Origin of the sequence: Streptomyces sp. NPDC059092 (assembly GCF_042756365.1) — a bacterium.
Lineage (GTDB): Bacteria > Actinomycetota > Actinomycetes > Streptomycetales > Streptomycetaceae > Streptomyces.
On the sequence record NZ_JBHZEJ010000045.1, the window covers coordinates 21,667 to 42,018 of the forward strand.

13 protein-coding genes and 1 pseudogene are annotated in these 20,352 nt (G+C 71.6%); 7 read left to right on the top strand and 7 right to left on the bottom strand.

Annotated features, from left to right (window positions below; translation table 11 throughout):
• Positions 1-99 precede the first annotated feature (99 nt).
• From ACFXPL_RS24100 to ACFXPL_RS24110, 3 genes are all read right to left on the bottom strand, one after another.
• Positions 100-1,329, bottom strand: coding sequence for a branched-chain amino acid ABC transporter substrate-binding protein (locus ACFXPL_RS24100; RefSeq protein WP_384923146.1), 1,230 nt, complete (start codon positions 1,327-1,329; stop codon positions 100-102).
• A 774-nt stretch (positions 1,330-2,103) separates the two neighbouring features.
• Entirely contained in the window at positions 2,104-2,598 is a 495-nt protein-coding gene (locus ACFXPL_RS24105) for a PaaI family thioesterase (RefSeq protein ID WP_384923149.1), read from the bottom strand.
• Between the two features lie 158 nt (positions 2,599-2,756).
• Complete coding sequence (locus ACFXPL_RS24110; protein WP_384923152.1) at positions 2,757-5,036, bottom strand: FdhF/YdeP family oxidoreductase; 2,280 nt, start codon at positions 5,034-5,036, stop codon at positions 2,757-2,759.
• A 223-nt stretch (positions 5,037-5,259) separates the two neighbouring features.
• Here ACFXPL_RS24110 and polA point away from each other — a divergent pair, with 223 nt between their 5' ends.
• Together polA and ACFXPL_RS24120 are read left to right on the top strand one after the other, a co-directional pair.
• The gene (gene polA, locus ACFXPL_RS24115) at positions 5,260-7,968 is read left to right on the top strand and encodes a DNA polymerase I (protein ID WP_384923155.1); all 2,709 of its coding nucleotides are present in this window, start codon (positions 5,260-5,262) and stop codon (positions 7,966-7,968) included.
• 350 nt (positions 7,969-8,318) lie between these two features.
• Positions 8,319-10,070 carry a lytic murein transglycosylase gene (locus tag ACFXPL_RS24120; protein ID WP_384923158.1) on the top strand — a complete coding sequence of 584 codons (1,752 nt, stop codon included), beginning with the start codon at positions 8,319-8,321 and terminating at the stop codon, positions 10,068-10,070.
• A gap of 65 nt (positions 10,071-10,135) precedes the next feature.
• Here ACFXPL_RS24120 and hrpB read toward each other — a convergent pair whose 3' ends face one another.
• Both hrpB and ACFXPL_RS24130 read right to left on the bottom strand, forming a co-directional pair.
• Positions 10,136-12,691, bottom strand: a complete 2,556-nt coding sequence (gene hrpB, locus ACFXPL_RS24125; RefSeq protein ID WP_384923160.1) for an ATP-dependent helicase HrpB — start codon at positions 12,689-12,691, stop codon at positions 10,136-10,138.
• 118 nt (positions 12,692-12,809) lie between these two features.
• On the bottom strand, positions 12,810-13,676 hold the full coding sequence (locus ACFXPL_RS24130) for a class I SAM-dependent methyltransferase (RefSeq protein ID WP_384923241.1): 867 nt from the start codon (positions 13,674-13,676) through the stop codon (positions 12,810-12,812).
• 337 nt (positions 13,677-14,013) lie between these two features.
• Here ACFXPL_RS24130 and rpsA point away from each other — a divergent pair, with 337 nt between their 5' ends.
• From rpsA to ACFXPL_RS24150, 4 genes are all read left to right on the top strand, one after another.
• Positions 14,014-15,531, top strand: coding sequence for a 30S ribosomal protein S1 (gene rpsA, locus ACFXPL_RS24135; RefSeq protein WP_384923163.1), 1,518 nt, complete (start codon positions 14,014-14,016; stop codon positions 15,529-15,531).
• Between the two features lie 376 nt (positions 15,532-15,907).
• The gene (locus ACFXPL_RS24140; protein WP_384923166.1) at positions 15,908-16,852 is read left to right on the top strand and encodes a PAC2 family protein; all 945 of its coding nucleotides are present in this window, start codon (positions 15,908-15,910) and stop codon (positions 16,850-16,852) included.
• Between the two features lie 65 nt (positions 16,853-16,917).
• Positions 16,918-17,523 (top strand): dephospho-CoA kinase, encoded by a 606-nt coding sequence (coaE, locus tag ACFXPL_RS24145; protein ID WP_384923169.1) that lies wholly within the window; start codon positions 16,918-16,920, stop codon positions 17,521-17,523.
• A gap of 106 nt (positions 17,524-17,629) precedes the next feature.
• A complete protein-coding gene (locus tag ACFXPL_RS24150; protein WP_384923172.1) occupies positions 17,630-18,004 on the top strand; it encodes a tetratricopeptide repeat protein in 375 nt (124 codons plus the stop codon).
• Positions 18,005-18,169: 165 nt separating this feature from the next.
• On the opposite strand, the pseudogene ACFXPL_RS24155 reads toward ACFXPL_RS24150, so the two are convergent.
• Together ACFXPL_RS24155 and ACFXPL_RS24160 are read right to left on the bottom strand one after the other, a co-directional pair.
• A pseudogene (locus ACFXPL_RS24155) lies at positions 18,170-18,427 on the bottom strand (DUF6343 family protein); the annotation flags it as partial.
• A gap of 109 nt (positions 18,428-18,536) precedes the next feature.
• Positions 18,537-18,878: a hypothetical protein gene (locus ACFXPL_RS24160; protein ID WP_384923175.1), complete on the bottom strand. Its 342-nt coding sequence runs from the start codon at positions 18,876-18,878 to the stop codon at positions 18,537-18,539.
• Positions 18,879-19,203: 325 nt separating this feature from the next.
• Between ACFXPL_RS24160 and ACFXPL_RS24165 the strand changes: the two genes are divergently transcribed.
• Positions 19,204-20,250 carry a slipin family protein gene (locus ACFXPL_RS24165; protein WP_384923178.1) on the top strand — a complete coding sequence of 349 codons (1,047 nt, stop codon included), beginning with the start codon at positions 19,204-19,206 and terminating at the stop codon, positions 20,248-20,250.
• Positions 20,251-20,352: the final 102 nt, after the last annotated feature.

A 20,352-nucleotide genomic window follows, 5' to 3' on the forward strand; every position in this document is an offset into this window, starting at 1 on the left:
CGCAGGGCCTCCGATGAGCGTGTCGGATATGACACCGCGCGAGGGCGCTGTTGCGCCCTCGCGCGGTTCGGTCGTGTGTGTGGGGGTCTTGCGGAGCGGTCAGTCCTGGAACGTGGCGCTCTTGACGTCCTTCCAGGCGCCGCTCTTGACCTCGTAGACGGTGAGCTGCTTGTTGGTGGTGTCGCCGTACTCGTCGAAGGAGACCTTGCCGGTCACGCCGTCGAAGGAGACCTTGCCGGTGGCTTCGAGGACCTTCTCGCGGGCGTCGTCCGGGACCTTGCCGTCGTTGTCGGCGACGACGGCCTTGACGGCCTGGATGATGGTCCAGGCGGCGTCGTAGGAGTAGCCGCCGTAGGCGCCGTACGGGTCCTTGTAGCCGCCGGCGCTGTAGTCGGTGATGAACTGCTTGGCGGTGGCCAGCTTCTCCACGGGGTAGCCGATGGAGGTGGCGAAGTCGCCGTCGTTGGACTCACCGGAGGCGGAGATGAAGTTCGGGTCGTAGATGCCGTCGCCGCCCATGGTGGGGACCTTGGCGCCCGTCTTCTTGATCTGGTCGGAGAGCAGGCCGCCTTCGGGGTACTGGCCGCCGAAGTAGACGGAGTCGGCGCCGGTCGACTTGACCTTGTCGGCGGTGGCGGAGAAGTCGGTCTCCTTGACGGTGACGTGGTCGGTGCCGACGACCTTGCCGCCGAGGCGCTTGAACTCCTGCGCGAAGATCGCCGCGAGGCCGGCGCCGTAGGTCTGCTTGTCGTCGACGACGAAGACCTTCCGCTTCTTGGCGTCGTTGTAGTAGTACTGCGCGGCGAACTTGCCCTGGACGACGTCCGTGGCTGCGGTGCGGAAGTACGAGGCGAAGGGGCGCTTGAGGTCGCCCTTGGCCCAGTTGTCGCCCTGGGTGAGTGCGGGGTTGGTGTTGGCGGGCGACACCTGGACGAGCTTGGCGGTGTTGAAGACGCCCTGCATCGACTGGGCGACGCCGGAGTTCAGCGGGCCGACGGCGCCGAGTACGTTCTTGTCGCCGACGAGCTTGGTGGCGTTGGCCTGACCGGAGGCCGGGACGGCCTGGTCGTCGAGGGCTTCGATCTTGAACTCGACGCCGGGGACCTCGTTGTTCTTGTTCGCGGTCTTGACGGCGAGGTCGACGGAGTTCTTGATGCCCTGGCCGAGGGCGGAGAGCGAGCCGGTGAGCGGCGCGTCGACACCGATGACGACAGTGGTCTTGTCGCTACCGCTGTTGCCCTTGCTGTCGTCGCGGGAGCCGCAAGCGGTGAGTGTGAGCGCACCCGTGGTGATCACGGTGGTGAGCATGAGCAAGGAACGGTGTCGCACGGTGAGTCCTCTCCCTGGCGCGGCCTCCTCTGCTGAGGTGCCGTTGCGTTCGCCGGACTGTACTGGTGCGTACATATGAGCTGATGCTCACACCGGCGGCGCGGTGACTGGGCGTGACTCTAAGCCGAGGTGAGGGAGGTGGGGAGCGGTGAGGTCAGGATGTGACTGTCTTGTTATGCCGGGACGAACACCAGGTGGGTGCATTCCGTGCGTATGTGGAGCTTCGGTGCGCTCCGAATTTCGACCACATCGTGAGAACCCGCAGTTCCGCTAAGGGACTTGGGTGCTTTTTGGTGCTGACGGTCTGATCGGGCACAGGTGGGGAGGGAAACGGGCAGCCGGGCGTTCCTCGCGGGCAGCGGGTGGATCCTCGTTCACCTGGTTGTTACACAGGGTGATGTCGAGTGGGGACGGTCGCGCGCGTGTTCGATGAGGCCTGGGGGAGGTTACGGGGGCCGGTACCCGTTCCCTGTAACGCTGTTGGCGCCGTTTCGTGCTGTACGTGGTCCGGCGGACGTGGGGCGGCGCGGTGCGGGGGCGTTACGGGCGGAGAGCGCCGTGATTGCGGAGCTGTTGCCTCCGCTTGTGCGGCCGGTCGGCGCGGGGGCCGCGATCGGCGCGGCACGGGCGGTCGGCGGGGTGGTTGCGGGCGCGCGGACGGGCGGGATCCGTGCGGGGGTGTTCTGCCCGCCCGCGCCGGATCCGCGCCGTCCGCCCGAGACCATGGGGGCAAGGTAGGTGGTGCTGCCGGTCCGTACAAGAGGGCCGTGGTGACTATCGCGGCGCGGTGGCTCCGGTGGCTCCGGCGGGTCCGTCCGCCGCGTCGCGGAGCAGGCAGGTCAGCCGGGCGGTGCAGACCCGCTTGCCGTGTTCGTCGGTGATGACGATGTCGTACGTCGCGGTGGAGCGGCCGCGGTGGACGGGGGTGGCGACGCCGGTGACCAGGCCGCTGCGCGCGCCGCGGTGGTGGGTGCAGTTGAGGTCGACGCCGACGGCGATCTTGCGGGGGCCGCCGTGCAGCATCGAGCCGATCGAGCCGAGGGTTTCGGCGAGTACGGCGGAGGCGCCGCCGTGGAGCAGGCCGTACGGCTGGGTGTTGCCCTCGACGGGCATGGTGCCGACGACGCGCTCGGCGGACGCTTCGACGATCTGGACCCCCATCCGGTCGCCGAGGTGCCCGGCGGAGAAGAGTGCGGTCAGATCGACGCCCAGCGCGGCGTATTCGTCGAGGACGTCCTGCGGGAACTTCACAGGGGTCTGCTCACCCATGGGCCAGGCTCCGATCGGCTGCGGTGTTCGCTTGTGTGTGCGGCGTGCACCGTCCTGTGTACCAGATGGCTGAGCGAACGCTTAGGGCCTCTCCGGCGGGCCCCGTCCGGGTCCTGCCCGGGCGGGCGGCATCGCGCCGGACAGGACCCGGGTGGCTTTTACTCGAAGCGCACGACCACGGACTTGCTCGCCGGGGTGTTGCTCGTGTCGGCGGTGGCGCCCAGCGGGACCAGCACGTTGGTCTCCGGGTAGTACGCGGCGGCGCAGCCGCGGGCGGTGGGGTAGTGGACGACGCGGAAGCCGGGGGCGCGGCGCTCCACGCCGTCGGTCCATTCGCTGACCAGGTCGGTGTACGAGCCGTCGGCGAGGCCCAGTTCGGCGGCGTCCTCGGGGTTGACCATGACGATCCTGCGGCCGCCCTTGATGCCGCGGTAGCGGTCGTCGAGGCCGTAGATGGTGGTGTTGTACTGGTCGTGGGAGCGCAGGGTCTGGAGCAGCAGCCGGCCTGCGGGCAGCTTCGGGTACTCCACGGGGGCGGCGGTGAAGTTGGCCTTGCCGGTGGCGGTCGGGAAGCGGCGCTCGTCGCGCGGGGCGTGCGGGAGGGCGAAGCCGCCGGGGTGGGCGACGCGGGCGTTGAAGTCCTCGAAGCCGGGGACGACGCGGGCGATCCGGTCGCGGATGGTGGCGTAGTCCTTCTCGAAGTCCTCCCACGGGGTGAGGGACTTGGGGCCGAGGGTGGCGCGGGCGAGGCGGGCGACGATGGCCGGTTCGGAGAGCAGGTGGGGGCTCGCGGGCGGCAGGTTGCCGCGTGAGGCGTGCACCATGCCCATGGAGTCCTCGACGGTGACGATCTGCCGGACGCCGGCCTGGAAGTCCTTGTCGGTGCGGCCGAGGGTGGGCAGGATCAGGGCGCGGGCGCCGGTGACGGCGTGGGAGCGGTTGAGTTTGGTCGAGACGTGGACGGTGAGGCTCGCGCGGCGCATGGCGGCTTCGGTGACGAGGGTGTCGGGGGTGGCGGCGACGAAGTTGCCGCCCATCGCGAAGAAGACCTTGGCCTCGCCGTCGCGGAGCGCCTCTATGGACCGTACGACGTCGTAGCCGTGGTGGCGCGGGGAGGTGATGCCGAACTCGCGGTCGAGGGCGTCGAGGAAGGCCGGGGCGGGCCGTTCGAAGATGCCCATGGTGCGGTCGCCCTGCACGTTGGAGTGGCCGCGTACGGGGCAGACGCCGGCTCCGGGGCGGCCGATGTTGCCGCGCAGCAGGAGGAAGTTGACGACCTCGCGGATGGTGGGCACGGAGTGTTTGTGCTGGGTGAGGCCCATGGCCCAGCAGACGATGGTGCGCTTCGAGGCGAGGACGAGGGCGAGGGCCTGTTCGATCTCGGGGCGGGTCAGGCCGGTGGCGGCCAGGGTCTGGTCCCAGTCGGCTTCTCGTGCGGCGGCGGTGAACTCCTCGTACCCGTGGGTGTGTTCGCGGACGAATGCCTCGTCGACGGCGCCGGGGGTCTCCAGGACGAGTTTGTTGAGCAGGCGGAAGAGGGCCTGGTCGCCGCCGATGCGGATCTGGAGGAAGAGGTCGTTGAGGGCGGCGCCCTTGAGCATGCCCTGGGGGGTCTGCGGGTTCTTGAACCGTTCGGTGCCGGCTTCGGGCAGTGGGTTCACCGAGATGATTTTCGCGCCGGCGGCTTTGGCCTTCTCCAGGGCGGAGAGCATCCGGGGGTGGTTGGTGCCCGGGTTCTGTCCGGCGACGATGATCAGGTCGGCCTGGTGCATGTCTTCGAGGGAGACGCTGCCCTTGCCGATGCCGATGGTCTCCGAGAGGGCGGAGCCGGAGGATTCGTGGCACATGTTGGAGCAGTCCGGCAGGTTGTTCGTGCCGAACTCGCGGGCGAAGAGCTGGAGCAGGAACGCCGCTTCGTTGCTGGTGCGGCCCGAGGTGTAGAAGAGGGCCTCGTCGGGGGAGCCGAGCGCGGTCAGTTCCTCGGCGATGATCGCGAAGGCCCGTTCCCAGCTCACCGGTGTGTAGTGGTCGGCGGCGTGGCCCTCGGGGTCCCGGTCGAGGAGCATCGGCTGGGTGATCCGGCCTTGCTGTCCCAGCCAGTAGCCGCTGCGGGTGGCGAGGTCGGCGACGGGGTGTGCGGCGAAGAAGTCGGGGGTGACGCGGCGCAGGGTGGCCTCTTCGGCGACGGCCTTCGCGCCGTTCTCGCAGAATTCCGCGGTGTGCCGGTGGTCGCCTTCGGGCCAGGCGCAGCCGGGGCAGTCGAAGCCGTTCTTCTGGTTGACCTTGAGGAGGGTCTGCGCGGTGCGCCGCACACCCATCTGCTGCTGGGCGATGCGGAGGGTGTGTCCGATGGCGGGGAGTCCCGCCGCCGCGTGTTTGGGCGGCGCGATCCGGGGCGCGTCCTGGACCGGATCACCTGTGGGCGGCTTGCTGGCCATCGCGCTCTCCCTCGGGCGTGGGTTTTTCGCGTACGGGTCCGATCCTGTCACGGGCCACCGACAACCGTGGGCCGAGGCCCCGGAGGTGGTGCGGCAGCCGGTTGCCGGTGGTGGGTTCGCGGTGGTCCGGGGCGGTGCGCGGGCGGCTCGGGGGGCGGTCCTGGTGCGGGGTGGCGGGTGGGGCCGGTCGGGATTGTCAGTGGGGCGTGGCAGGATCGGACCCGTGGCTGAGACAGCATCGAAGAAGACCGCAGACAACCGTCCACGCCTGCTCCTCATGGACGGGCACTCCTTGGCGTACCGGGCGTTCTTCGCGCTGCCCGCGGAGAATTTCACGACCGCGACGGGTCAGCCGACCAATGCCATCTACGGCTTCGCGTCGATGCTGGCGAACACGTTGCGTGACGAGGCGCCCACGCATTTCGCGGTGGCGTTCGACGTGTCCCGCAAGACGTGGCGGTCCGAGGAGTTCCCGGAGTACAAGGCGAACCGTTCGAAGACGCCCGACGAGTTCAAGGGGCAGGTCGAGCTGATCGGTGAGCTGCTGGACGCGATGCGCGCGGACCGGTTCGCGATCGACGGCTTCGAGGCGGACGATGTCATCGCGACGCTGGCCACGCAGGCGGAGGCGGCGGGCTTCGAGGTGCTGATCGTCACGGGTGACCGGGACTCGTTCCAGCTCATCAGTGAGCACACGACGGTGCTGTATCCGACGAAGGGCGTCTCGGAGCTGACGCGGTTCACTCCGGAGAAGGTCCAGGAGAAGTACGGGCTGACGCCCGCGCAGTATCCGGATTTCGCGGCCCTGCGCGGCGACCCGTCCGACAATCTTCCCGGTATTCCGGGGGTCGGTGAGAAGACCGCGGCGAAGTGGATCAACCAGTTCGGTTCGTTCGACGCGCTGGTGGAGCGTGCCGAGGAGGTCAAGGGCAAGGCGGGGCAGAACTTCCGCGACCACCTGGAGTCCGTCAAGCTCAACCGCCGGCTCACGGAGATGGTCCGTGACGTCGAGCTGTCCAAGGCCCCGGGGGACCTGGAGCGCGCTCCGTACGACCGTGAGGCGCTCAAGGGCGTCCTCGACGTGCTGGAGATCCGTAACCCGAGCCTGCGCGAGCGGCTGCTCGCCGTGGACCCGGGGGCCGCGGAGGACGAGGCCCCGGCGCCCGCCGCGGGTGTCGAGCTGGACGGTGCGGTGCTGGGCTCCGGCGAGCTGGCCCCCTGGCTGGCGGCCCACGGTGAGGAGCCGCTGGGTGTCGCCACCGCCGACACGTGGGCGCTGGGCACGGGCAGCGTCACCGAGGTCGCGCTCGCCGCGGCGGGCGGTGCGGCGGCCTGGTTCGACCCGACGCAGCTCGACGAGGCCGACGAGCGGGCCTTCGCCGCGTGGCTCGACGCGGCCGACCGCCCGAAGGTGATGCACAACGCGAAGGGTGTGATGCGGGTCGCGCCCGAGCACGGCTGGCGGGTCGGCGGTGTCACGATGGACACGGCCCTGGCCGCCTATCTGGTCAAGCCGGGCCGCCGCTCCTTCGCGCTGGACGCCCTCGCGGTCGAGTACCTGGGCCGCGAGCTGGCCCCCGCGGCCTCGGACGGGCAGCTCGCCTTCGGTACGGACGAGCAGGCGGAGGCCGACGCGCTGATGGCGCAGGCCCGCGCGGTCCTCGATCTGGGCGGCGCGTTCACCGAGCGTCTTGGCGAGGTGGGTGCCACCGAACTGCTCGACGAGGTCGAGCTGCCCACCTCCGTCCTGCTGGCCCGTCTTGAGCGGCACGGCATCGCCGCGGACCGGGCGCATCTGGAGGCCATGGAGCAGCAGTTCGCGGGCGCCGTGCAGCAGGCCGTCAAGGAGGCGCACGCCGCTGTCGGCCACGAGTTCAACCTGGGCTCGCCCAAGCAGCTCCAGGAAGTCCTCTTCGGTGAGCTGGGCCTGCCCAAGACCAAGAAGACCAAGACCGGTTACACCACGGACGCCGACGCGCTGGCCTGGCTCGCCGCTCAGACGGAGCACGAGCTGCCGGTGATCATGCTGCGCCACCGGGAGCAGGCGAAGCTGCGGGTCACGGTCGAGGGGCTGATCAAGACGATCGCGGCCGACGGCCGGATCCACACCACGTTCAACCAGACCGTGGCCGCCACCGGCAGGCTCTCCTCCACCGACCCCAACCTCCAGAACATTCCGGTCCGTACCGACGAGGGCCGGGCGATCCGTCGCGGCTTCGTCGTCGGTGAGGGCTACGAGTCGCTGATGACGGCGGACTACAGCCAGATCGAGCTGCGGGTGATGGCCCACCTCTCCGAGGACGCGGGTCTGATCGAGGCGTTCACCTCCGGTGAGGACCTGCACACCACCGTCGCCTCCCAGGTGTTCGGGGTGGAGAAGTCCGCGGTCGACCCGGAGATGCGCCGCAAGATCAAGGCGATGTCGTACGGACTTGCGTACGGTCTCTCGGCGTTCGGCCTCTCCCAGCAGCTCACCATCGAGGCCGCCGAGGCGCGTGGCCTGATGGACACGTTCTTCGAGCGTTTCGGCGGGGTACGGGACTATCTGCACCGCGCGGTCGTGGAGGCCAGGGCAACGGGCTACACAGAGACGATGCTGGGCCGGCGCCGCTATCTCCCCGACCTGAACAGCGACAACCGCCAGCGCCGTGAGATGGCCGAGCGGATGGCGCTCAACGCGCCCATCCAGGGCACCGCGGCGGACATCGTGAAGGTCGCGATGCTCAAGGTCGACCGGGCGATGGAGCAGGCGGGCCTCACCTCCCGGATGCTCCTCCAGGTCCATGACGAAATCGTCCTGGAGATCGCCCCGGGCGAGCGGGAGCGGGTGGAGGAGCTGCTGCGCCGCGAGATGCCGAGCGCGGTCGAGCTGCGCGCGCCGCTGGACGTGTCGATCGGTGTGGGCACCGACTGGGAGTCCGCGGCGCACTGACCCGAAGCGCCGCCTCCGCGTCCCGGCCGCACCGTTCCCCGACCCGCCACCGCTTCCCCGTCCCCGCTTCTTCCCGGCCCCGCCGCCCGTCGCCGCGTGCGCCCTCACCGGCGTTCCGACGACGGGCGGCGGGGCCGGCCGCACAGACGGGGACAGAGGGGGCGGAGAGGACGGAAGGGGAAAGTGGGCACAAGCGGTCGCGGGCGGTACGGGCAACTGGGCGACGCCGAGGTGGCGAACTGGTGAAAACGGCCGACCGACCGGTGTGCTGGGGCCAGGAGTTGACATAGGGTCGCCTGAGTCCTCGCGCGGGGAGCGCGAACAGCCGTCCACGGGGAGGGGCCCGACCCATGCCAGCGCTATTCGGCAGCAGACTGCGCAGAGGCGCGACCACCACCGCCGTGGCCGCCGCCGCCATCGCGGCCCTCTCCGCGTCCCAGGCGCCCGGCGCCATCCCCACGGACACGGGTACGAGCGGGTCCCAGGCCGCCGACGCGACGCCGTCCCCCGACACCGCGGTCACCGGCAACTCCCCGTACTACACCGAGCTTCCGCCGCTCACCACCCCGGACAAGCCGGGCACCTCGATAGACCTGCCGGCCACGGGTCCGGCGGAAGCGGGCATACCGGCCACGGTTCTGGCCGCGTACAAGAGGGCGGAACAGACCCTCACGGAGGACAAGCCCGGCTGCAACCTGCCGTGGCAACTCCTCGCCGCCATCGGGAAGGTCGAGTCGGGCCAGGCGCGCGGCGGCCAGGTCGACGCCAACGGCACCACGACCGCGCCCATCCTCGGCCCGGTCCTCAACGGCGTCGGCTTCGCCAACATCTCCGACACCGACAACGGCCAGTACGACGGGGACGCCACGCACGACCGCGCCGTCGGCCCCATGCAGTTCATCCCGTCCACCTGGGCGACCTGGGGCCAGGACGGCAACGGCGACGGCCGCAAGGACCCCAACAACATCTACGACGCGGCGCTCGCGGCGGCCTACTACCTCTGCGCGGGGGACCGCGATCTCTCCGTCGAGGACGATCTCCACCGGGCGATCCTCGGCTACAACCAGTCGCGGGAGTACCTGAACACGGTCCTGACCTGGTTCCGGTACTACAAGAACGGCAGCCACGAGGTCCCGGACGGCCAGGGTGTGCTGCCCGTCGGCAGCGGCCCCGGCAGCCCCACGACCACGCGGCCGAGCCCCACCCCGACCCGGACTCCGATCCCGGCGCCCAGCACCGTCACCCCGAAGCCCGCCGCGACGAAGCCGAGCAAGCCTGCCACCCCGAACACGCCCGGCGGCACGGCCCCTTCGAAGCCGCCGGCGACCGAGCCCGGCAGCCCCGAGCCGACACCCCCCGGCGGCGGCACCACCACTCCCTCCCCGGGCGACAGCGGAACCCCCGGCACACCCGCCCCCAAGCCCGTCGTCAAGACGCTCGTGAGGACCGGCACGGCCAAGACCACCGCGGTGGCGGGCAGCCGGTTCACCGAAAGCGCCTCGGTGCGCGCCACGGACGCGGCGGGCAAGCCCGTCGCCGGCGTGTCCGTACGGTTCGAGATCGTCGGCGACACCGACGCCCGCTTCCCGCTCGGCACGGCCAGGCTGACCGTCGTCACCGGCGAAAACGGTTCTGCGGCCGCACCGGCCGTCCGGGCTGGTGAGCGGACCGGCACGTTCACGATCCGCGCCACCGTCGTCGGCAACGAGGACATCGCGGGCGTCGACCACACGGCGACCGTGACGGCCCGGAAGGCCGACGGGCTGGCCAGGACCGCCGACACGGCGCTGACCGCCGCGCCCGGCGCCGAGTTCGCCGCCCCGGTCGAGGTCAAGGCGACCTACCAGGGAGCCGCCGCCCCGAGCGTGGCCGCGACCGCCGCCTTCGTCACCTCCGCGACCGACGACACCGCCCCCACCGACAGCCCCTACTTCAAGGACGCCGACGGCAACCCGCTGCGCACCCTGACGGAGCTGACGACCGACGCCGACGGTGTCCTCCAGCTCCCGAAGATCTTCGCGGGCGACACGGCCGGCACGTTCCTGCTCCGAATCGGGACCGAGGGCGGCGCCACCCTGATCGTCGAGCTGACGGTCGCCTGAACCACCGCACGGGCCGGGGCCGGTGAGCGGACTCCTCCGCACGCCGGCCCCAGCCCGTTCCCGGGTCAGCGCCGGCTGTTGAGGCGGCGCGTCGCCACCGCCGTCGACGGGTCCTCCGGCCAGGGGTGGCGCGGATAGCGGCCCCGCAGCTCCGCCCGCACCGCCCGGTAGCCGTCCTGCCAGAACGACGCCAGGTCCGCCGTCACCGCCGCGGGCCGCCCCGCCGGCGAGAGCAGGTGCACCAGCACCGGAACGCCCGCCTCCCCGGCGACCCGGGGCGTGTCCCGCAGCCCGAACAACTCCTGGAGCTTCACCGCCAGCACCGGCTGCGGCCCCCCGTACTCCACCCGTACCCGCGAACCGCTCGGCACCTCGATCCGCTCCGGCGCCAGCTCGTCCAGACGCGCCGCCTCCCCGGTCGACCACGGCAGCAGCCGCCGCAGCGCCTGCCCCGCGTCCAGCCGCCCCAGATCCGCGCGGCGCCGGGCCCGGGACAGTTCAGGCTCCAGCCACGCGTCCGCCCTCGCCAGCAGCGCCCCGTCCGAGACGTCCGGCCAGCCGCCGCCCAGCTCCCGGTGGAGGAACCCCAGCCGCTCGCGCAACGCCTCGGCGTCGCGCGTCCAGCGCAGCAGCCCCAGCCCCTCCCGCTCCAGACCGGCCAGCAGCGCCTGCCGTACGAGACCGGGGTCCGGCTGCCGCAACGGGCGTACGGACAGTTCCACCGCGCCCAGCCGCGCCACCCGCCTGGCGACCACCTCGCCGCCCTCCCAGCGGACCTCCTCGCCCTCGGCGTAGACGTGACCGGCCGCCTCCCGCGCGGTGTCCTCGTCGATGACGACGGCCAGCCGCACCCGCGCCGACGCCGCGGTGGCGGGCCGGTCGGCGACCGCCACCGCCAGCCAGCCCGCGCTCCGCAGCCCCGACCCCTGACCCAGTTCGGCCCCCGTCCCCGAGACCATGAGGAACGCCCCCTCGCCCCGCGCGCGGGCGACCCGCTCCGGGAAGGCGAGCGCGGTGACCAGCCCGGCCGCGGCGTCGTCGGAGCCGGCCCCGCCTCCCGCTCGTCGGGGCTGCCCGCCTCCTACGGAGGAGGACAGCCGCCGCACCTCCTGGCGCCAGCGCGCGGCGTACGCGTCCCCGCCGGGCCTTCCGTCCGTCCCACCGCTCCCGGCTCCGCCCCCGCCGCCGCGCGCTGTACGCCACGCCGCCGCCAGGTCGTCCCCGTACGCCCGCGGCGGCTCCTCGCTCAGCAGCGCCACCACCTCCGCCGCCCGGCGCGCGCCCACCTGCCGCGCGCCGTCCAGGAGCGCCCGCGCGAGCCGGGGGTGCAGGCCGAGCCCCGCCATCCGCACACCCCGCTCCGTGGCCCGGCCGTCCCCGTCCACCGCGCCGATCGCGGCCAGCACGGAGCGCGCCGCCGCCAGCGCCCCGGCGGGCGGCGCGTCCAGCAGCGCGAGACCCGCCGCCGACGGGTCTCCCCAGCACGCCGCCTGGAGCGCGAAGGCCGCCAGATCCGCGACCTTGATCTCGGGGGAGGGGAAGCGCGCCAGCCGGCCGTCCTCGGCCTCGGACCAGCAGCGGTAGACCGTTCCGGGCGCCTCACGCCCGGCCCGCCCCGCGCGCTGCCCGGCGCCCGCCTGTGACACCCGTACCGTCGTCAGCGCGCTCAGCCCCCGCGCGTGATCCGTACGGGGCTCGCGCGCCAGCCCGGCGTCCACGACGACCCGTACCCCCGGCACCGTCAGGCTCGACTCGGCCACCGCCGTGGCCAGCACCACCCGGCGGCCCGCCGACGAGCCCGCCAGCACCGCGTCCTGCACGGCGGCGGGCGCCCGGCCGTGCACCTGCAGCACCTCGGCGCCGCACTCTCCGAGCAGCCCGGCCACCCGGCCGATCTCGCCCACCCCCGGCAGGAAGCACAGCACGTCGCCGACGCGCTCGGCCAGCGCCCGGCGCACCACCGACGCCACATGTGCCAGCAGCGCCGGATCGACCCGCATCCCGTGCGGCGGCCGCACCGACCCCGGGGGCGGCGCCCACACCGTCTCCACCGGATACGACACACCGGTCGCCGTCACCACCGGCGCGTCCCCGAGCAGCCGCGCCCACCCCGCCGCGTCGGTGGTCGCCGACGCCGCCACCAGCCGCAGCTCGGGCCTGAGCGCCGCCCGTACGTCCAGCAGGAAGGCCGCCGCGGTGTCCGCGTCGAGATGACGCTCATGGCACTCGTCGAGGATCACCGCGTCGACCCCGGCCAGCTCCTGGTCACGCTGGAGGCGTTGCAGCAGCACCCCGGTGGTCACCACCTCCACCACCGTGTCGCGCCCCACCGCGCGCTCCCCGCGCACGGTGAAACCCACGCGCTCCCCGACCCGCTCGCCCAGCAGCCACGCCATCCGGCGGGCCGCCGCGCGCGCCGCGATCCGCCGCGGCTCCGCGACGATCACGCGGCGTACCGGGCCCCGCCCGAGCAGCCCGGCCAGGACCAGCGGCACCAGCGTCGTCTTGCCCGTGCCCGGTGGCGCGCACAGCACCGCGCAGCCGTGCGCGTCGAGGGCGCGCTCCAGCGCGGGGACGGCGGTACGTACGGGCAGGCTGCCGAGGATGTCGTCGCGGATCACCCGCCCAGTGTCGTACGGAGCCGCCCGCCACGTACCGGCGCGTACCTCGGCCGGGTATCTCAGCCGCGTACCGGCGCGTACTTCAGTCGCGTACCCCGGCCGCGTACCGTCGCGTACCTCAGTCGCGCTCGCAGACGAAGATCGCCGTCCCCGGGATCAGCGCGCCGCGCAGCGGGGACCAGCCGCCCCACTCCTGCGTGTTCCACACCGGCCACTGCGGCTCCACCACGTCGACCAGCCGGAAACCGCCGCTCACCACGTCCCGTACCCGGTCGCCGAGGGTCCTGTGGTGCTCCACGTAGACCGCGTTCCCCGCGTCGTCCTGCTCCACGTACGGGGTGCGGTCGAAGTACGACGCCCCCGCGGTCAGGCCCTCGGGCCCCGGCTCGTCGGGGAACGCCCAGCGCACCGGGTGCGTCACCGAGAAGACCCAGCGCCCGCCCGGCCGCAGGACCCGCCGTACCTCGCGGAACACCTTCACCGGGTCCGCCACGAAGGGGATCGCGCCGTACGCCGAGCAGGCCAGGTCGAAGGAGCCGTCCCGGAAGGGCAGCGTCCCCGCGTCCGCCTGCACCAGCGGGAAGGTGAGGGCGCGCCCCTCCGCGATGCGCAGCGCGTGCTGGAGCTGGCGGTGCGAGAGGTCCAGCGCCACCGGACGCGCGCCCTGCGCCGCCAGCCAGCGCGAGCACTGCGCGGCGCCCGCCCCGATCTCCAGGACGTCCCGGCCGCGCAGCCCCTCGGCCGGGCCCAGCAGCTCGGCCTCCACCTCGTCGAGCCCCTCGGGGCACCAGACGAAGCGGTCGTCGCCGAGGAAGCTGCCGTGCTCGACCTGGTAGTCGTCGGCGTTCCTGTCCCACCAGCCCCGGTTGGCGCGGCTGCTCTCCGTCTCGCCGGAGTCGCGGCGGGTCGCCTCGGATTCGGGCTCCGGCGCGCCGGTGCCGTGCGCCGCTGCCTGCTCGGCCTGTTCTCGCTGCTCTTGGATCATCATGTCCGTCGTCGTAGGGTGCGGGCGGAGGCCCTTGTGGCCTCATCAAACGCAGTTTGTGCCGGGTATGGGACGTTCCGCCCCGGGTGTGCGCCTTCGCGCATTGACCGTGCCCCGCTGCCCCCGTATGCTAAAGGTTGCGCTGCGGGCTTGCGCGCCTCAGACGTAGCAGCCGCGCTCGCACTCTGTAAGTGGGTTTTCCTCGGTCGGCGAGGCGCTTTCCCTGGTTTTTCGGGGACGGCGCTCCCTTGGCTGTCCGGGTACTTGCAGGTGCCGATACGGGCTCCCGGCGTAGCAGTACCTACGACTCACTGTCCGCACCGGAGCCCTTTCCCACATGACGAGCAGCACCGAGACCACCGCCACCACCCCGCAGGTTGCGGTCAACGACATCGGTAACGAGGAAGCTTTCCTCGCCGCGATCGACGAGACGATCAAGTACTTCAACGACGGCGACATCGTCGACGGCGTCATCGTGAAGGTCGACCGGGACGAGGTCCTGCTCGACATCGGTTACAAGACCGAAGGCGTCATCCCGTCCCGCGAGCTTTCCATCAAGCACGACGTCGACCCCAATGAGGTCGTCGCCGTGGGCGATGAGATCGAGGCCCTGGTTCTCCAGAAGGAGGACAAGGAAGGCCGTCTCATCCTGTCCAAGAAGCGTGCGCAGTACGAGCGCGCCTGGGGCACGATCGAGAAGATCAAGGAAGAGGACGGGATCGTCACCGGCACCGTCATCGAGGTCGTCAAGGGTGGACTCATCCTCGACATCGGCCTCCGTGGCTTCCTGCCGGCCTCCCTCGTCGAGATGCGCCGCGTCCGCGACCTCCAGCCCTACGTGGGCAAGGAGCTCGAGGCCAAGATCATCGAGCTGGACAAGAACCGCAACAACGTGGTCCTGTCCCGCCGTGCCTGGCTGGAGCAGACCCAGAGCGAGGTCCGTCAGACCTTCCTCACGACCCTGCAGAAGGGCCAGGTCCGCTCCGGCGTCGTCTCCTCGATCGTCAACTTCGGTGCGTTCGTGGACCTCGGCGGCGTCGACGGTCTCGTGCACGTCTCCGAGCTGTCCTGGAAGCACATCGACCACCCCTCCGAGGTTGTCGAGGTCGGCCAGGAAGTCACCGTCGAGGTTCTCGACGTGGACATGGACCGCGAGCGTGTCTCCCTGTCGCTCAAGGCGACGCAGGAAGACCCGTGGCAGCAGTTCGCCCGGACGCACCAGATCGGCCAGGTCGTTCCCGGCAAGGTCACCAAGCTCGTTCCCTTCGGCGCGTTCGTCCGCGTCGACGAGGGCATCGAGGGTCTGGTCCACATCTCCGAGCTGGCCGAGCGCCACGTGGAGATTCCGGAGCAGGTCGTCCAGGTCAACGACGAGATCTTCGTCAAGGTCATCGACATCGACCTGGAGCGCCGCCGCATCAGCCTCTCGCTGAAGCAGGCCAACGAGTCCTTCGGCAGCGACCCGGCCTCGGTCGAGTTCGACCCGACGCTCTACGGCATGGCCGCGTCCTACGACGACCAGGGCAACTACATCTACCCCGAGGGCTTCGACCCCGAGACCAACGACTGGCTCGAGGGCTTCGAGACCCAGCGCGAGGCGTGGGAGGGCCAGTACGCCGAGGCGCAGTCGCGCTTCGAGCAGCACCAGGCCCAGGTCATCAAGTCCCGCGAGGCCGACGAGGCTGCCGCTGCCGAGGGTGCTGCCGCGCCCGCCGGCGGGGGCAACGCTCCGGCCGCCTCCGGTGGCGGCGGCGGTGGCTCGTACTCCTCGGAGTCGGCGGACAACTCCGGCGCCCTGGCGTCGGACGAGGCCCTGGCTGCGCTGCGCGAGAAGCTGGCCGGCGGCCAGAGCTGACGCTCCGGCACTGTGCTGTAGGTAGCAGGACCGCTTGAACGTAAGGCCCGTTCCCCTCGGGGGAGCGGGCCTTACGCGTGTCCGCACGGGGTCGTCCGGCGGACCGCGCCCCGACCGTCCGGCGGACTGACGGACCGCGCCCCGACCGTCCGGCGGACCGTGGCGCACCGGATCCGGCCGTGAACCGGGCCTGCCCGGAGAGGTGTTCGGCCACCGCGACGTCAACACCCGTGGCCACGCGTCCTTCTTCGAGGAGAAGGCCGACAGGACGGTCGTCGCGGCGAGGCGGGTCGGATGGGTTAGGTGGGTGGGACGTGGGGAATGCCTGCGCCCCATGACGCGTTCTTCGTTATGAACACGAGGAGGAGCGGTAACCGTGCTTGATCCGCAGGGTTTGTACGAGTGGGAGCCCAAGGGCCTCGCCGTCGTCGACATGGCGCTGGCGCAGGAGTCGGCGGGCCTGGTCATGCTGTACCACTTCGACGGCTACATCGACGCGGGGGAGACCGGCGACCAGATCGTCGAGAACCTGCTGGAGTCGCTGCCCCACCAGGTGGTGGCCCGTTTCGACCACGACAGGCTGGTCGACTACCGGGCGCGGCGCCCGCTCCTGACGTTCCGGCGGGACCGCTGGACGGATTACGAGACGCCCACGCTCGACGTGCGACTGGTCCAGGACGCCACGGGCGCCCCGTTCCTCCTGCTGTCGGGCCCCGAACCGGACGTGGAGTGGGAGCGCTTCGCCGTGGCCGTACGGCAGATCGTCGAACGCCTCGGCGTCCGGCTGTCGGTCAACTTCCACGGCATCCCGATGGGCGTGCCGCACACGCGTCCCGTCGGCATCACCCCGCACGGCAACCGCACCGACCTCATGCCGGGTCACCGCGGCCCGTTCGACGAGGCACAGGTGCCGGGCAGCGCCGAGTCGCTGGTCGAGTACCGGCTGATGGAGTCGGAGCACGACGTGCTCGGCGTCGCCGCGCACGTCCCGCACTACGTCGCCAGGTCCTCGTACCCGGACGCGGCGCTGACCGCCCTGGAGGCGATCACGGCCGCGACGGGGCTGGTGCTGCCGAGCGTCGCACACTCCCTGCGCACGGAGGCGCAGCGCACCCAGACCGAGATCGAGCGGCAGCTCGGCGAGGGCGACGAGGAACTGGTCACGATGGTGCAGGGCCTTGAGCACCAGTTCGACGCGATGGCGGGCGCCGAGACCCGGGGCAGCCTGGTCGCCGAACCGGCGGAGTTGCCGTCGGCCGATGAGATCGGGCGCGAGTTCGAGAAGTTCCTCGCGGAGCGGGAGGGCGACGGCGGCGCGTAACGCCCCGCCCCCGCCTGGCCGGGGGAGTCGGCCTGCGGTCTCTCATGAGGCCCTAGGCTGACTCCATGCTGAGGTTGGGACTTACCGGCGGAATCGGTTCGGGAAAGAGTGAGGTCTCCCGTCTGCTGACCGGATTCGGAGCAGTACTGATCGACTCCGACCGGATCGCCCGGGAGGTGGTGGCGCCCGGAACGCCGGGGCTGACAGCCGTGATCGCCGAGTTCGGCCCGGACGTCCGCACTCCCGACGGCGCCCTCGACCGGCCGGGACTCGGACGGATCGTCTTCGGCGACCCCGAGCGGCTGCGGGCGCTGAACGCGATCGTGCACCCACTGGTGCGGGCGCGCTCGGCCGAGTTGGAGGCGGCGGCGGGCGCGGACGCGATCGTGGTCCATGACGTACCGCTGCTCGTCGAGAACGGCATGGCGGCGCTGTACGACCTCGTCGTGGTCGTCGACGCCACCCCCGAGACCCAGCTCGACCGGCTCGTACGGCTGCGTGGGATGACGGAGCGCGAGGCGCGCGAGCGGATGGCGGCGCAGGCCACCCGCGCGGCGCGCCGCGCCGTCGCCGACGTCGTCATCGACAACGACGGCCCGCTGGAGCGGTTGGAGCCTCAGGTCCGCACGGTGTGGCGGACCGCGAAGGAACGCGCCGCGGCGCACGGCTGACCCCGGTACGGACAGGGGAGCGGGCGCCGGGGCCCGGGGACATGGTGTGAGGAATAGCGTCGCCGTGTGCGGCGTTGAGAGCGCGAAGTCAGGGAAGGATGCGAACGTGCCAGAGAGCCCGGAGACCCACATCATCGACTACCGCGCGGCGGAGCAGCTCCTCGCCGCGCGTGATCCGCGCGGGGCGGTCAAACTGCTGGACTCGGTGATCGCGTCCCACCCGGAGAACACCGCGGCCCGGCTGCTGCGCGCTCGCGCCTTCTTCGCCGCCGCCCAACTGCGCCCCGCCGAGCTGGAGTTCGAACTCGTCCTGGAGCGGGAGCCGGACAACGCGTTCGCGCACTTCGCGCTCGCGCGTACGTTCGAGCGGTCGGGGCGGCCGGAGCAGGCGAAGCGGCACTTCAGACTCGCCGCCGCACTCGACCCCAAGCCGGAGTATCTGCAGGCGGCGCGCTTCGACTCGAACGCTTCGGACAGCTAGGGGCTTTCGAGACAGGCCCTGGAGCAGGCGATCCCTGGAGCAGGCGGGTCTGGAACAGCCCGGTCGCAGAGGTCACGTGGTGTGATGGCCGATGCGGTGCCGTCGGCGCATCCGGTGACGCTCCAGGTCCCGGTCGCGTTCCCGGTCCTGTGTGAGCAGCGGGTAGGGGCCGCGGTCCGGCGGATACGGAGGGACATCCCGGCCCGGCTGGAAGCGCGCCCCCTGCCGGATCCGTATCAGGACCACGGTCAGATCGATCGCGACGATCAGCACCAGCACGCCGCAGGCCGCCGCCCACCCGGGTCTCCCGGCCACGACGAAAGCCGCTGTCCCGGCGGCCGTCCAGACCAGCCCCCACAGGCTCAGCCAGAACCGCATCCGCAGCGCGCTACGCGCGGTGACGGGCTCACTACCGGTGCGCATGCCTCTCACACCTCCCGTTACGGGCCTCACCCCTGGTGTACCCGGGAACCCGTACCGGCGAACGTCTTCGGCGCCCGGGCCTCGGCTCCTGGGCCGCAGCGCCCGGACCTCAGTGCACGATCGAGTAGCTGCGCCACGGCCCGGCGCCCGGGGCGATCACATCGGACAGTGTCGTGGCGATGTATGTCGTGTTCTTGCCGGTGCAGTCGGCCGTCGGATACGCGACGAGATCGAGCACGGTGCGGTTCCTGATCAACACGGCACCGACAGGCTTCAGCTTGTGACAGCCGGTGACCGATGGGGTGGTCACCTGGACTTGGAGCTTGCGGCCGGTGTCGTACGTGATGGTGCCCACCGCGGCCCGGCCGAGACCGGAACAGCCCGCGACGGCGAGGGTCAGGAGCGCGGTCCCGGCGGCGATGCCGAGGCGCCGGTGATCGGTCACGGACATGGGCGGGTCCTCGTCTCGGAAGCTGCGGAGGGAGAGCGGAGGGAGAGCGGAGGGAGAGCGGAGGGAGAGCGGAGGGAGAGCGGAAGAGGGCGGAAGGGGGGGGTGGGATGCGGGCGGGAGGAAGTCGCGAAACGGGCGGGATGCGGGCGGGAAGCGGGCATGTGCTGGTCACCCTGCCGGATGGGCGCCGCCGCGGCACCACGAGCGCGGCCGGTCGGGCTACGCGCCGGTATCTTCCTGCTCCGCGTGTCTCGACCACCGGTCATACAAGGCATACCGTGGTAATCAGCACCTCGGTCCGGCGTCTGGCGTCAGGGGGCCCATCATGGTCGAGGAACTGGTCATCGCGGTCATAGCCGTCATCTGCGCGTGCGGGCTGTACGCCATGGCGGCGGCCCGTGTCGTCAAGCAGTACGAGCGGGGCGTGGTCCTGCGCCTCGGCCGGCTGCGAGAAGGGGTCAGGGGCCCCGGGTTCACCACGGTCGTCCCCTTCGTGGACAAGCTCCACAAGGTCAACATGCAGATCGTGACGATGCCGGTGCCCGCCCAGGACGGCATCACGCGGGACAACGTCACCGTGCGCGTGGACGCCGTGATCTATTTCAAGGTGGTCGACGCGGCCGACGCGGTGATCCGGGTCGAGGACTACCGGTTCGCGGTCTCGCAGATGGCGCAGACCTCGCTCCGCTCCATCATCGGCAAGAGCGACCTGGACGACCTGCTGTCGAACAGGGAGAAGCTCAACCAGGGCCTGGAACTGATGATCGACAGCCCGTCGATCGGCTGGGGCGTACAGATCGACCGGGTCGAGATCAAGGACGTGTCGCTGCCGGAGACGATGAAGCGGTCGATGGCACGTCAGGCGGAGGCCGACCGGGAGCGGCGGGCGCGGGTCATCAACGCGGACGCGGAGCTCCAGGCGTCCAAGAAGCTCGCCGAGGCCGCCGAACAGATGTCCGGACAGCCTGCGGCGCTGCAGCTCCGGCTGCTCCAGACGGTCGTGGCCGTCGCCGCGGAGAAGAACTCCACCCTCGTCCTGCCCTTCCCCGTCGAACTGCTGCGCTTCCTGGAGCGCGCCACGCCCGGCGAGGCAGCACAGGCGGTGAAGGCGGTCTCCGGCGTGGCCCAGGCATCCGCACCCGCGGCCGCTGAGACGCCGGCGTCTCACGGGCAGGATCCGGCTCCTTCCCCCGAGCCGTACCGGTCCGTCGAGGCGCCGGAACCGGAGCGGGACGTGCAGCTGGGGCCGCGACCAGGTCCGGAATCGGCCGATGAACCGGAGCCGGAGCTGGAGCCGGACCCGCTGAGGGAGCGGCTCGCCTCTCCCGATCCGTCTTCGCCGGCCAGGCCCCACGTCCAGCCGCACGTCTGACCGGCGGGGCATGGCCGCCGAGCGGCCTCGCGGGCGCGACGCACCCGGCGTGGGTGGCGTTCGCGCGGACCGGTGCCCCGGGCTGGGAACCGTGCGACCGCG

Bases quoted from the DNA above. Each gene is read 5' to 3' on its own strand.
- ACFXPL_RS24120 (WP_384923158.1), top strand. From the start codon at position 8,319: ATGCCAGCGCTATTCGGCAGCAGACTGCGCAGAGGCGCGACCACCACC.
- ACFXPL_RS24160 (WP_384923175.1), bottom strand. From the start codon at position 18,878: ATGTCCGTGACCGATCACCGGCGCCTCGGCATCGCCGCCGGGACCGCG.
- ACFXPL_RS24110 (WP_384923152.1), bottom strand. From the start codon at position 5,036: ATGGCCAGCAAGCCGCCCACAGGTGATCCGGTCCAGGACGCGCCCCGG.
- ACFXPL_RS24130 (WP_384923241.1), bottom strand. From the start codon at position 13,676: ATGATCCAAGAGCAGCGAGAACAGGCCGAGCAGGCAGCGGCGCACGGC.
- coaE (WP_384923169.1), top strand. From the start codon at position 16,918: ATGCTGAGGTTGGGACTTACCGGCGGAATCGGTTCGGGAAAGAGTGAG.
- ACFXPL_RS24105 (WP_384923149.1), bottom strand. From the start codon at position 2,598: ATGGGTGAGCAGACCCCTGTGAAGTTCCCGCAGGACGTCCTCGACGAA.
- ACFXPL_RS24165 (WP_384923178.1), top strand. From the start codon at position 19,204: ATGGTCGAGGAACTGGTCATCGCGGTCATAGCCGTCATCTGCGCGTGC.
- rpsA (WP_384923163.1), top strand. From the start codon at position 14,014: ATGACGAGCAGCACCGAGACCACCGCCACCACCCCGCAGGTTGCGGTC.